We start from the raw sequence: 13451 nt of genomic DNA, 5'->3' as shown, positions 1-13451 counted from the left end.
AAAGGCCGGCCCCGGCAGGGTGCCAACCGCGTCCCCGCCAGCTAGCGTGACAAAAACAACTACACGCACAGATTCAAGGTAACCGCGATGGCCTTTCATTCCGCTGCCACCGCCGATTTCGACCAATCGGCCGTGAACGTCCCCCGCACCTACGCCTGGGTTGTCTTCGCCCTGACGTTCGGCCTGCTGATCTCCGACTACATGTCGCGGCAGGTGCTCAACGCGGTATTCCCGCTGCTCAAGTCCGAATGGACGCTCACCGATTCCCAGCTTGGTCTGCTCAGCGGCATCGTCGCGCTGATGGTGGGGCTCTTGACCTTTCCGCTGTCGTTGCTGGCAGACCGTTGGGGGCGGGTGAAGAGCCTGGTACTGATGGCCACGCTCTGGAGCCTGGCAACCCTGGCCTGCGGCCTGGCGAAAAACTACGAGCACATGTTCATCGCCCGCTTCCTGGTGGGTGTGGGCGAAGCGGCCTATGGCAGCGTCGGTATCGCCGTGGTGCTGTCGGTATTCCCTCGCGAGATGCGCGCCACCATCACTGGTGCCTTCATGGCCGGCGGCATGTTCGGCTCGGTACTGGGCATGGCCCTGGGCGGCGTCCTGGCGCAACACCTGGGTTGGCGCTGGTCCTTCACCGGCATGGCGATCTTCGGCCTGGTGCTGGCGCTGGTCTATCCGATGGTGGTCAAGCAATCGCGCATCGGTAGTCCGCTGCCGGCGCCGAGCGCAACGGACGAATTTCCCTGCCGCCGTCCGCTGAAAACCCTGTTCGCCAGCCGCTCGGTGGTCTGCGCCTACGTCGGTAGCGGCCTGCAGCTGTTCGTCGGTGCGGCGGTGATGGTGTGGTTCCCCAGCTACCTGAATCGTTACTACCACATGGGCACCGATCAGGCTGGCGCTGTCTCGGCCATCATCGTGCTCACCGGCGGCGCCGGCATGATCCTCTGCGGCATCCTCAGCGACCGCATGTGCCGCAATGCCCCGGACCGCAAGATCGCCCTGGCCATCGCCTACTGCCTGATCAGCTGCGTGCTGCTGTCGGTAGCCTTCCAGATGGCCCCCGGCGTACCCCAGCTGGTGACCATTGCCCTGGCCATGCTGGTGGCGACCGGCACCTCCGGCCCGGCCGGCGCCATGGTCGCCAACCTGACCCACTACTCGATCCACGGTACTGCCTTTGCCACCCTGACCCTGGCCAACAACCTGCTTGGCCTGGCGCCCGGACCCTATGTCACAGGCGTGCTGGCCGATTTCTTCGGCCTGGATCGTGCCTTCCAGTTGATTCCGTTGATCAGCGTCGCCGCGGCCCTGGTGTTCTGGTACGGCAAGCGCCACTACCAGAAGGACATCCAGAAGCTCGCACCGCTGATGGCAAGTGAGGAACGTTAATGAAATCGCTGTTGGTCGAAATGACTTTCGACTTCATCTGTCCCTGGTGCCTGATTGGCAAACGCAACCTGGAAAAGGCCGTGCGCACACTCGCGCAGAGTCGCCCGGATGTGCAGGTGCAGACGCGCTGGCGCGGCGTGCAGCTGCTGCCCCACCTGCCGGCGCAAGGCGTGCCCTTCATGGAGTTCTATGTGCAACGCCTCGGTAGCGAAGCCGCGGTACGTGCCCGCCAGGAGCAGGTGCAGGATGCCGCCTACCACGCCGACGTGGACGTGGACCTGCGTCGCATCGAAGTCATGCCCAACACCGCCAATGCCCACCGCCTGCTGGCCCTGGCCATGGAGCAGGGCAGCGAGCGGCAGGTGGATACCCTGCTGGAGCGTCTGTTTGCCGGCTACTTCCAGTCTGGCGAGGACCTGGGCAACAGCGAACTGCTGCTGAGCGTGGCCAGGCAGTGTGGTTTCGACCCGCGCCGCCTGGAAGCCGCGCTGTTCGACGACGGGCGCCCCTATATCGGAAGCGACGCCGTCCCGGCTACCCAGGCAGTGCCGTCCTTTGCGATCGACCGGCGCCTGTCGCTGGCCGGCGCCCAGCCGCCGTGGCTGATGCTGGCCCAGTTGCAGCGCGCCCTGGATCTGCGCGCCGTGGCGGAGGCCTGCACCGCATGAGCCGGTTGCTGGAGGTTCCGGCAGCGCAGGTGCCGCCCGCGGGCGGGCGCAGCCTGTTCCGCCATGAAGGAAAGTCGCTGGTGCTGTTCAACCTGAACGGCGAGCTCTATGCCATCGACGAAGGCTGCCCGCACAACGGCGCCTCGCTGTTCGGTGGCCGCCTGGACGGGCGCCTGCTGCATTGCCCGGCCCACGGCCTGCGCTTCGATCTCGCCACCGGCTGCGTGGCTGGCGTGAAAGGCTTCGGTGTCGCCACCTATGCGGTGGAGCTGCAGCAGGGCCGTTGTTTCATCGATCTATCGCGGCCGCGTCCGCAGGAATCAATCGTATGTCTGCAACAGCAATAACCGCGCTGGGGTCGCGTACCCGGGTATTGATGCCCGGTGTGATCGTCAGCGCCGTGGTCGCCGCCGCGGCCACCTTCCTTTCCGAGCACTACGGTGCTCCGGTGATGCTCTTCGCCCTCCTGCTGGGCCTCGCGGTGAACTTCCTGGCGACCGACGGCGCGTGCAAGCCCGGTATCGAGTTCACCGCCCGCGAAGTACTGCGGGTTGGCGTGGCGCTGTTGGGCATTCGCATCACCCTGGAACAGATCGCGTCGCTCGGCTGGCAGCCAGTCGCCATGGTGGTGGCACTGGTGGTGGTTACCATCCTTGTGTCAGTCGCAGTGGCGCGTCTGCTCGGCTTCAACAGCCTGTTCGGCCTGCTTACCGGCGGCGCCACCGCCATCTGTGGCGCTTCGGCGGCCCTGGCCCTGGCGGCGGCCCTGCCCAGCCATCCGCAGAAGGAACGCGCGACGCTGTTCACGGTAATCGGCGTATCGGCGCTGTCCACCCTGGCGATGATCCTCTATCCGATGATCGCCGAGGCCCTTGGGCTCTCGCCGTTGCATGCCGGGTTCTTCATCGGCGGCACCATCCATGACGTCGCCCAGGTGGTGGGCGCGGGCTACAGCATGTCCCACGAGACCGGCGACAGCGCCACCGTGGTCAAGCTGATGCGTGTGGCGATGCTGCTGCCGGTGATCGTCTGCGCCGCAATGATCACCCGCATGCGCGGCGCCGAGCCGGGGAGCAAGCGGCCGCCGCTGCTGCCCTGGTTCGCGGTGGGCTTCGTGATCCTCGCCGCGATCAACAGCACGGGTGTGATTCCGCCGGTGGTGCAAGAAGCCGGCAATGAACTGTCGCGCTGGTGCCTGGTGATCGCCATCAGCGCCCTGGGCATGAAAACCCAACTCAAGGACCTGGCCTCGGTGGGTATCAAGCCCATCCTGCTGATGGTGGGGGAGACCGCATTCCTCGCCGTCCTGGTACTGGCCATGCTGCATTGGGGCTTCTGAAACCCTTACTCCTGCTCCCGTGAGGGGGTCATCGACGCCTGCCACAGCGGGCACTTTGCCGCGCGACGAAGCCTCCTGGGACGGGTTTCGACGCGCGGTTTTTTTTGCCTTCATTTTTTGTGGGAGCGGAGGTTCTCGCAGGTCGGCGATGAATACGAATGGTGGATCGATAAAGCGTGGCCCACTCTACGAAGGCCCTGAACGGGTGGCGCCATAGGATGGGTGGAGCGGAGCGATACCCATCGATGCGCGGCAATTGGCAGCACGCGGCGATCCAGTCCGCGAATGCGCGGGCTATGTCGGCTTCAACTGTGGGCCAGACTGCTTGCCGAGTTTTGCGGCTGTTTGTGGTTTCGCCTTCCCAGGCGACTCCCTTTGGCAAACGACGGAGTGCCGCCCAACCCAAAGGAAGCAAAGGTCTTGCCCCTGCATCCGGAACTCGGCGTCCCCGTTTGCCTTCGCCAAACGCCCCTCGCTCCATCGTTGCGCCGGGGGCACGGCGAGAGGGGCCATTCATGGCCCCACACGCCTCTCGCGGCATTCATGCCGCTCGTCCTTCGGGCCAGCCTTTGGCTGTTACTTCGCTTCGCTGCGTTTTGCAACGATTCCGCTCGGCCTCCTGAAGGGGCGAATTCGCCGCCCCACCCTAGCCGCTCAGTTTCAGGCCGGTGGTTGCTTCAGGATTGTTTGTGCCTCGCCGGCGCGAGTCACCCCGCGCCCTCTGGGAGAGGGGGCGGGGGAGGGGGCTGCCAATGGCAGGTAAGGTGCCTGGCCATCTTCGCGAATGAATTCGCTCTCGCAGGGCGGCAGGACTGCGTCCTGCTAGGCGATTGAAATCGCTCCCACAGGACTGTGCCAAAGGGCTGCGCTAGATGGGCCCCTTGAGCGTCGCAACCCCTCGAGATCGCATCCCTTACTCGTCCGCCTTCACCTGATGCTCGCGGCGCCAGGCCGCCGGGGCCGTGCCGAACTGGGTGGTGAACCAGCGGGTGAAGGAGCTGGGTACCGAGTAGCCCAGCAGGTCGGCGATGCGGGAGAGGGAATAGCGCGGGTTCTCCATGTAGCGCAGGACCAGGTCGCGACGCACCTCGTTGATCAGGTCGGAGAAGGTCATCTGGCTTTCCTCCAGGCGCCGCTGCAGCGTGCGCACGTTCATCCCCAGGGATTGGGCGATCTGCTCGATGGTGGCGCGGCCCATGGGCAGCAGCAGGTAGATCGCCTTGCGCACGTCGTTCAGGGTCGATTGCTGGGCCGCGCCGGGCAGGGACTCCACCAGGCGCCGGGCGTGCCGGGCCATGGCCGGGTCGGCCAGGGGGTTGGCCTTGTCCAGGTCGGCGGCCTGGCAAACGATGCCGTTGAACTCGCTGCCGAATTCCACCTTGCAGCCGAACACCCGCCGATGCAGTTGCAGGTCGGGCGGTGCGTCGTGGGTGAAGTTCACCGCCAGCGGACGCCAGCCCGCGCCGAGGAGGGCGCTGCACATGCGGAACAGCACGCCGATGGCCAGCTCGATGCCCTGGCGCACGGCCACCGGCGGGTCGGTGATGATCTCTTCCCGCAGCACCACCGTCTTGCCCACCTCGTCCACGAACAGTGCGAGGGATTCGTTGAGCAGGTGGCGGTACTGGACAATGGTCTCCAGCGCGTCGCGCAGCGTCGGCTGGTGCGACAGCAGCAGGCTGATGGCGCCGAAGTCCGAAAGCTGGCGGGACTCGGCCATGCGCAGGCCGAAGGTGAGGCAGCCGCTGGCGCGGGCGGAGTCTTCCAGCAGGGTGGCGGCCGCCGAGGTGGGCAGGCGTTGTTCGGGGTTTTCTATCAGTGCCTGGCTGAGGCCCGCCTGGCGCAGCATCTGCTGCGGGTTGAGGCCGAGGTGCTGGGCCACTTCCATGTAGTTGGTGAGGGCCGCCGCGCGAACCATTGGGGTCATGTCGATCGCCACGCTGCTGTTGTGCCGGAGGCGGGGGAGCACCACCGATCGTTATTGTCGTTTAAAGCGAAGTGAATTCGTCGTCGCGGATAGTCTTTGAATTTGTCTTTCATGACAACGCCGGCATTTTTCCTCTTTCCGGCCAGATGAAAGTAAAGCCAATCCCTGGAAATTGGCCCAGGCCACGGACGGCGGGCGTGGCCCCCGGGCGAACCGTCAGGCGGGGCAAAAACGCGTTGTCATGAAATGCGAAGCACCTGACGTTCTATGCAAAGCGGCTACCCCCTTGCACCTCTACTGTTTGCATCACGAAGTTCCTTCCGCCGCGATGGCGATCCCATCAGACGCAACAGGTCAATGACGTGAACGACAACGATAAGAACAGCACAACCATCCTCATCGTCCCGGGTCTTCGGGACCATGTGCCGGAGCACTGGCAGACCCTGCTGGCAGAACAACTGCCGAAGGTCCGCAGCGTTCCGCCGCTGGAGCAGGACAAGCTGAGCCTGCCGGCCCGGGTCGAGGCCATCCAGCGTGAGCTGGAGCAGATCGACGGCCCGGTGATCCTGGTGGCCCACAGCGCCGGCGCCCTCATGGTGGTGCACTGGGCAGCCCGCTACAGCCGGCCGATCAAGGGCGCGCTGCTGGCGACCCCGCCGGATCTCGACGCCACCTGGCCCGAGAACTATCCGAGCCCGGCGTCCCTGCATGCCAATGGCTGGACCCCGCTGCCGCGCCAACCGTTGCCGTTCCCCACCCTCGTTTGCGCCAGCGACGACGACCACCTCGCCAGCCTGGAAGCGGTGCGCCGCATGGCCAACGACTGGGAAAGCAGCCTGGTCGAACTGGGCCAGGTAGGGCACCTCAACCCGGCATCGGGTTACGGCGAATGGCCCTACGCGCATGAATTGATCCAGATGCTGGATCGCTGAAGCACAAATCAATCGAAGTCCGTCGGGGAGTCCGGCGAGATGGCACGCGGCCAAGCAACCGGCTGCGCGCTGGACAGGCAAGGAGCACGGAAAGGGTTGCGGTAGCCACTACAACAAGAAGCGGAGCCAACGCATGAACAACAAGAACAATCACAACCTCAACCTGCGCAGGTGCCTGCTCGCCTCGGCCATTGCAGCCGGATTGGGCGTGCCGGCCATGGTGCAGGCCTTCGAGGTCGATACCGGGAATCCGGACTGGTCGGTTCGCTTCGACAACACGGTGAAGTACAACTACGGCGTTCGCACCGAGAGCGCGGACAAGCGCATGCTGGCCACGCCGAACAACAACGACGGCGACTACAACTTCCGCCGTTCCGGCACCAACATCACCAATCGCGTCGACCTGTTGACTGAGCTGGACGTGATCCACCAGGGCAACAAGGGCTTCCGTGTCAGCGCCGCCAGCTGGTACGACAAGGCCTACGACAACACCGGCTCCAACTCGAACCCGTTCGTCAACGGCAACGAGGCCTTCTCCCGTATTGCCGGCCAGCCCGGCACCAACAATGCGGTACTGGGCAGCCCGCACCTTTCCAACTACGCCCAGCGTTACTACAGCGGCCCGTCCGGCGAAATCCTCGACGCCTTCGTGTTCTACAGCACCGAGGTCGGCGAAGAGTCGATGTTCAGCATCAAGGCCGGCCAGCACAACGTGTACTGGGGCGAGACCATCCTGAACCCCGTGCATGGCATCAGCTATGGCCAGTCCGGCCTGGACCTGGCCAAGCTGTCCGCGGCTCCGGGCACCGAGGCCAAGGAACTGTTCGTTCCGCGTAACCAGATTTCCGCGTCCTTCACCATCAACCCCGAGCTGACCGTTGCCGCCCAGTACTTCCTGGACTGGGACGCTGCGCGTCTGCCCGAGGCCGGCACCTACTACGGCAGCTCCGACCTGGTGGGCTTCGGCGCCCAGTCCTTCATCCTCGGCCACACCGGCGGTCCGGGCCTGGCGGGACCGAACGGCACCCTCACCAGCATCGCCCGTGGCCACGACATCACCCCGGACAAGCGGGGTGACTGGGGCCTGATGCTGAAGTGGTCGCCGGAGTGGCTGGACGGCACCCTTGGCGCCTATTACCGCCAGACGTCGGAAATCCTCCCGCAGGCGGTGCTCGACGGCACCGGTCTGTCGGCGCGCGGCGCCAACCCGCTGCCGGCCGGCGCCATTGCCAACGTGCGTAACTCCATCAGCACCACCAACTACAAGTTCGCCTATGGCGACGACATCGACATCTTCGGCCTGAGCCTGTCGAAGGACGTCGGTGGCGTCAGCGTGGCCAGCGACCTGAACATCCGCCACAACATGCCCTTGGCGAGCATCCCGGCCATTGTCAGCGCCACCGGCCCCGGCGGCCTGGCGGCAGGCCTGGGCCTGCTGCCTGCCCGTGTTCCGGGAACCGGTGTGGTCACCGAACTGCCAAGCAGCGGCGACAGCATGAGCGCCACCGGCGACACCCTGCACTGGACCGTCAACGGCCTGGTGACCATCGGCGACACGCCGCTGTTCGACTCGGCATCGCTGTTGGGCGAGCTCTACTACAGCAACCTGCTGAAGCTCGATAGCCATAACGAGGCGCTCTACAAGGGCAAGGACACCTACCGTGGCATCGACAAGCCGACCCGCGACAACTGGGGCGTCGCGGTGAACTTCACTCCCACCTGGTACCAGGTGTTCCCGGGTGTGGACCTGTCCGCACCGATGTCCGTCAACGTCGGCCTGGACGGCGTTTCCCCGGTCCAGGGCGGCGGCGCCGAAGACACCGGCACCTACTCGGTCGGCGTCGGCGCGGCCATCTACAACCAGTACTTCGTGGACCTGAAGTACGTGGACTCTTTCGGCGATGCCGAGAAGTGCACCAACGGAGCCACCGACGGCTCGACACCTAACGCATTGGATGCCACGCAGCGCTACACCTGCTTCGCCGGGGGCTATTCCTCCTTCTCCGGCGGCGGGGCTACCACGGAAGACCGTGGCGCGGTGTACCTGACCTTGAAGACCACCTTCTGACATTCCGCATAGCTCAAAAAAAGAGCAGGAGAACAACGAGATGAAATTCGTGAAAACTCTGATGGCGGCTTCCCTCGCGGTGGCCTTCGCTGGTTCCGTCCATGCCGCCGTATCGCCCGCCGAAGCCGCAAAACTGGGCACCAACCTGACCCTGGTGGGGGCCGAGAAAGCGGCCAGTGCCGATGGTTCGATCCCGGCCTATGAGGGGGGCCTGACCACCGCTCCGGCAGGCTTCAAGGCCGGCGACAGCATGCGTCCCGATCCCTTCGCCAGCGAGAAGCCGGTGATGGTGATCGACGGCAAGAACGTCGACCAGTACAAGAACCTGCTCAGCGCCACTACCGTGGAACTGGCCAAGCGCTACCCGGAGTTCCGCGTTGACGTCTACCCGACCCACCGCACCGTGGCCATGCCGCAGCCGGTGCTGGACAACGCGGTGAAGAACGCCACTGGCGCCAAGACCGCCAACGACGGCCTGGCGCTCGAAAACGTCCTGCCGGGCGTACCGTTCCCGATCCCGCAGTCGGGCGCCGAAGCCATGTGGAACCACCTGCTGCGCTACCAGGGCGTGACCATCAACTCCAAATACGACTCCTGGAACGTCGACGCCGCGGGCGTTGCCACCCTGGCCACCACCGGCCAGGCCTTCATCAACTACCCGATCTACGAAGACCTGAACAAGCCCATCGCCAATACCGACGTGTATTACCAGATGAAGCTGTACTACTCGGGTCCCGCTCGCCGCGCCGGCGAGGCGATCATGCTCAAGGACGCCGCCAACGCCGTCGAGCAGCCGCGCCGCGCCTGGCAGTACCTGCCCGGCCAGCGCCGCGTGAAACTCGCGCCGAGCCTGGCCTACGACACCCCGAACCCGGGTACCGCCGGTGCCGGCACCTACGATGACGTGTTCGTCTTCAACGGCGCCCTGGACCGCTATGACTGGAAACTGGTCGGCAAGCAGGAACTCATCGTTCCCTACAACACCTACAAGCTGACCTACGCCCAGGACCCGAAGGCCCTGACCACTGCCAACCACCTGGCACCCGACTACGTGCGCTGGGAGAAGCACCGCGTCTGGGTGGTGGAAGGCACCCTGAAGGCCGGCGCCCGTCACATCTACGCCAAGCGCCGCTTCTACCTGGATGAGGACAGCTGGGTCGCCCTGGCCTCCGACCAGTACGACGCCCGTGGGCAGATCTACCGTGGCTCCTTCGCTTTCCTCAGCCAGAGCTACGACAAGCAGGTACCGGACACCACCCCGTTCGTGATCTACGACCTGGTGGGTAACTCCTACAACATCAACGGCATCGTTGGCCCGTACGGCGGCATCCGTTATATCGACCCGCTGACCAAGGCTCAGTGGGCAGCCGAGTCCCTGGCTGGCGCCGGCATTCGCTAAGCCAGGTTGGTTGCCGCTCCCTTTGAGTGTGGGGGAGCGGCAACCGCTTTCTTTTTCAGAGGACAGTCCCGATGTTTTCTTTCAAGTTCATCGCCCTGGGCATGGCCCTCATGGCGGGCAATGCCCATGCCGCGTCCCTGGTCGATGTGCTCGACCTGCCGGCACAGCGCAGCGAACTGGCGGTACGCAGCCCCCTGCTGGACCTGGCCCAGGCCGGTCAGCGGCTGGTGGCCGTGGGCCAGCGCGGCCATATCCTTTATTCCGACGATCAGGGCGCCAGCTGGACCCAGGCCAGCGTTCCAGTCAGTTCCGATCTCAACGCCGTGCAGTTCCCCACGGCCAGCGAAGGCTGGGCGGTAGGGCACGACGGTGTCGTGCTGCACAGCCGTGACGGCGGCGCCAGCTGGGAGAAGCAGCTCGATGGCCGCCAGCTTGGCCGTCTGATGCAGGATTACTACGCAACCCGGCCCGACGCCGCGCAATGGCTCGACGAAGGCAAGCGCATCGAAACCGAAGGCGCCGACAAACCCTTTCTCGACGTCTGGTTCAGTGATGCGCAAAACGGCTTCGTGGTCGGCGCTTTCAACCTGATCTTCCGCACCCGCGACGGCGGCAAGAGCTGGCAGCCCTGGGCCGACCGCACTGAAAACCCCTCCGGCTACCACCTGGCCGCCATCGCTGGCGATGGCAAGCAGGTGTTCATCGCCGGGGAGCAGGGCCTGCTGCTGCGCCTCGACGACAGTGGCGAGCGCTTCCAGGCCCTGACGTCACCCTACCAGGGCAGCTTCTTCGGCCTCAGCGTCCAGCCTGACGTGGTCCTGGCCTACGGCCTGCGCGGCCACGCCTACCGCAGCGTCGATGGTGGCGCGAGCTGGAGCCAGGTCGAGACCGGGCTGAACGCCAGCATCACCGCGTCCGCTCGCGATGCGCGCGGCCATCTCTACCTGTTCGGCCAGACCGGCCAGGCCCTGGCCAGCAGCGATCAGGGCAGCAGCTTCCAGCATCTGGACATCGGCCAGCCGGTACCGGTCTACGGCGCCCTGGCGTCAGGCGACAACGGCCTGCTGCTGGTGGGCGCGCGGGGCTTCGCCCAGCGCACCCTGGCTACCGGAAAACAAGAATAAGAGCGAGGCGACCCCATCATGGGCGGCATTAAACAAACCGCGATGCCGGTAATCCGGGATCTGAAAGACTTCGATGCGCGGAGCGGCAACCTGCTCGAGCGCATGGTGTTCAACCACCGGCTGCCGTTCGTGGCCGGCATCCTCCTGGTGACCCTGCTGCTGGGCTACATGGCCATTACCCGCCTGGAGCTCAAGCCCAGCTTCGAGAAGATGATTCCCCAGGGACATCCCTACATCCAGAACTTCCTGGAGAACCGCAAGGCCCTGCGAGGCCTGGGCAACAGCGTGCGGGTCGTGGTCGAGAACACCCAGGGTGACATTTTCGACCCCGCCTACCTCGACGCCCTCAAGCAGGTGCACGACGAGCTGTTCCTCACCCCCGGCGTCGACCGCGCCTGGATGAAGTCCCTCTGGGCGCCCGGCGTGCGCTGGACCGAAGTGACCGAAGAAGGCTTCCAGGGCGGCCCGGTGATGCCCGATGGCTACGACGGCTCGCCCGCCAGCATCGAACAGCTGCGGCAGAACATCGCCCGCGCCGGTATCGTCGGCAGCCTGGTGGCCAACGACTTCAAGTCCACCATGCTGGTTGTTCCGCTGCTGGACCAGGCCACCGCCGGCGGCCAGGGCGTGGACTACCACCAGTTCTCCCGCACCCTGGAAGACAAGTTCCGCCTGCGCTTCGAATACGCCGGCGATACCAGGGCCCAGGCGTCGGGCGAAGAAGGGCAGGGCGCGATCAAGATCCGCGTCATCGGCTTCGCCAAGCTGGTGGGTGACCTGATCGACGGCCTGATGCGCGTCATGGCCTTCTTCGGCCTGGCCGTGGTCACCGCCTTCTTCATCATCCTGGCCTACACCCGCTGCCTGCGCAGCAGCCTGTTGGTGATCGTCTGCTCGCTGCTGGCGGTGGTCTGGCAGCTGGGCATCGTCGCCTGGCTGGGCTACGCGCTGGACCCGTACTCGATCCTGGTGCCGTTCCTGATCTTCGCCATCGGCGTGTCCCACGCGGCGCAGAAGATGAACGGCATCATGCAGGACATCGCCCTGGGCACCCATCGCCTGGTGGCGGCGCGCTACACCTTCCGCCGTCTGTTCCTGGCCGGTGTCACCGCGCTGCTGGCCGACGCCGTGGGCTTTGCGGTGCTGATGCTGATCGACATCCCGGTGATCCAGGACCTGGCCATCACCGCCAGCATCGGTGTGGCCGTGCTGATCCTCACCACCCTGCTGATGATGCCGGTGGCGCTGTCCTACGTCGGCGTGGGCAAGAAGGCCGCCGAGCGCGCCCTGCGCATCGACAACAACGCCGCCGCGCACAAGGGCTTCGGCCATGTGTGGGACTTCCTCGACCGCTTCACCGAGAAGCGCTGGGCCCTGACTACCGTCGCCCTGGCCTCGGTGCTGGGTTTGGCGGGATTCATGGTCAGCCTGCACCTGCAGATCGGCGACCTGGATGCCGGCGCACCGGAACTGCGCCCGGAGTCCCGCTACAACCGTGACAACGCCTACATCACCAGCCACTACGCGCTGTCCAGCGACCTGTTCGCGGTCATGGTGAAGACGGCACCCGAGGGCTGCCTGAACTACCAGACCCTGATTCAGGCCGATCGCCTGGCCTGGGCCCTGCAACAGCACCCGAACGTGCAGGCCACGGCTTCCCTGGCCAACGCGGTCCGGCAGATCACCGCCGGCACCTACGAGGGCAACCCGAAGTTCCTCAGCCTGCAGCGCAACCAGGATGTGCTCAACTACGCCGCCCAGCAGGCGTCGGTAAACACCCCCGAGCTGTTCAACACCGACTGCTCGCTGATGCCGGTGATCGCGTTCCTCAAGGATCACAAGGCCCAGACCCTGGACGAGGTGGTGGCCATCGCCGACCGCTTCGCCGCTGAAAACAGCAGCGAAGATCGGCAGTTCCTGCTGGCGGCGGGCAGCGCCGGCATCGAGGCGGCGACCAACATCGTCGTGCGCGACGCCAACCGCACCATGCTGCTCTATGTCTACCTGGCGGTGACCCTGTTCTGCCTGGTCACCTTCCGCAGCTGGCGGGCGACCGTGGTGGCGCTGCTGCCGCTGGTGCTCACGTCGGTGCTCTGTGAGGCGCTGATGGTGATGATGGGGATCGGCGTGAAGGTCGCCACCCTGCCGGTGATCGCGCTCGGCGTGGGTATCGGTGTGGACTACGCGCTCTACCTGCTGAGCGTGCAGTTGCAGTACCAGCGCCAGGGGCTGCCGCTGGCGGCCGCCTACAAGCAGGCCGTGTTCTTCACCGGGCGCGTGGTGGCGCTGGTGGGCATCACCCTGGCCGCCGGCGTGGTGTGCTGGGCCTGGTCGCCCATCAAGTTCCAGGCCGACATGGGCATCCTGCTCACCTTCATGTTCCTCTGGAACATGATCGGCGCGCTGATCCTGATTCCGGCGCTGTCGTACTTCCTGCTGCGCGAGCGCGGCGAGGCGACCCGCGCGGTCACTCCGGCCGATGAGCCAGTCGCAAGGCCGACCACCGAGACCGTGCAAAGCAGCCGGATGGAGTCCGTGCAACCCTGACCCGCAAGCGAAGGAACTTGGACTAATCTGGAAAACGGAGGATCGCCGCCGGCCGCCT

General features: G+C 65.5%; 10 protein-coding genes. 9 read left to right on the top strand and 1 reads right to left on the bottom strand.

From position 1 onward, the window contains the following. Positions 1-87 precede the first annotated feature (87 nt). The 4 genes from FXN65_RS16145 to FXN65_RS16130 are packed head-to-tail and all read left to right on the top strand — an operon-like array spanning position 88 to position 3396. Positions 88-1389: an MFS transporter gene (locus FXN65_RS16145; RefSeq protein WP_151134180.1), complete on the top strand. Its 1302-nt coding sequence runs from the start codon at positions 88-90 to the stop codon at positions 1387-1389. Beyond that, positions 1389-2057, top strand: a complete 669-nt coding sequence (locus FXN65_RS16140) for a DsbA family oxidoreductase (RefSeq protein WP_151134177.1) — start codon at positions 1389-1391, stop codon at positions 2055-2057. Before FXN65_RS16145 ends, FXN65_RS16140 begins: the two co-directional genes overlap by 1 nt. Continuing rightward, complete coding sequence (locus FXN65_RS16135; RefSeq protein WP_151134174.1) at positions 2054-2404, top strand: Rieske (2Fe-2S) protein; 351 nt, start codon at positions 2054-2056, stop codon at positions 2402-2404. Before FXN65_RS16140 ends, FXN65_RS16135 begins: the two co-directional genes overlap by 4 nt. Then, entirely contained in the window at positions 2386-3396 is a 1011-nt protein-coding gene (locus tag FXN65_RS16130; RefSeq protein WP_151134172.1) for a YeiH family protein, read from the top strand. The genes FXN65_RS16135 and FXN65_RS16130 overlap by 19 nt, the downstream gene beginning before the upstream one ends. Positions 3397-4309: 913 nt before the next feature. On the opposite strand, the gene FXN65_RS16125 is transcribed toward FXN65_RS16130, so the two are convergent. After that, positions 4310-5314, bottom strand: coding sequence for an AraC family transcriptional regulator (locus FXN65_RS16125; protein ID WP_151138849.1), 1005 nt, complete (start codon positions 5312-5314; stop codon positions 4310-4312). A gap of 371 nt (positions 5315-5685) precedes the next feature. Between FXN65_RS16125 and FXN65_RS16120 the strand changes: the two genes are divergently transcribed. From FXN65_RS16120 to FXN65_RS16100, 5 genes are all read left to right on the top strand, one after another. Further along, positions 5686-6255, top strand: a complete 570-nt coding sequence (locus FXN65_RS16120) for an RBBP9/YdeN family alpha/beta hydrolase (protein WP_151134169.1) — start codon at positions 5686-5688, stop codon at positions 6253-6255. A gap of 133 nt (positions 6256-6388) precedes the next feature. After that, the gene (locus FXN65_RS16115) at positions 6389-8323 is read left to right on the top strand and encodes a DUF1302 domain-containing protein (protein ID WP_151134166.1); all 1935 of its coding nucleotides are present in this window, start codon (positions 6389-6391) and stop codon (positions 8321-8323) included. A gap of 40 nt (positions 8324-8363) precedes the next feature. Continuing rightward, positions 8364-9722, top strand: coding sequence for a DUF1329 domain-containing protein (locus FXN65_RS16110; RefSeq protein WP_151134163.1), 1359 nt, complete (start codon positions 8364-8366; stop codon positions 9720-9722). A gap of 71 nt (positions 9723-9793) precedes the next feature. Continuing rightward, a complete protein-coding gene (locus FXN65_RS16105; protein WP_151134161.1) occupies positions 9794-10846 on the top strand; it encodes a WD40/YVTN/BNR-like repeat-containing protein in 1053 nt (350 codons plus the stop codon). An 18-nt stretch (positions 10847-10864) separates the two neighbouring features. Continuing rightward, positions 10865-13393 carry an efflux RND transporter permease subunit gene (locus FXN65_RS16100; protein WP_151134159.1) on the top strand — a complete coding sequence of 843 codons (2529 nt, stop codon included), beginning with the start codon at positions 10865-10867 and terminating at the stop codon, positions 13391-13393. Positions 13394-13451 lie beyond the last annotated feature (58 nt).

It is taken from the genome of Pseudomonas lalkuanensis (genome assembly GCF_008807375.1).
In the GTDB taxonomy this organism is placed as follows: domain Bacteria; phylum Pseudomonadota; class Gammaproteobacteria; order Pseudomonadales; family Pseudomonadaceae; genus Metapseudomonas; species Metapseudomonas lalkuanensis.
The sequence above is the reverse complement of the archived record's forward strand: the minus strand, read 5'-3'. Positions and strand labels throughout refer to the sequence as shown.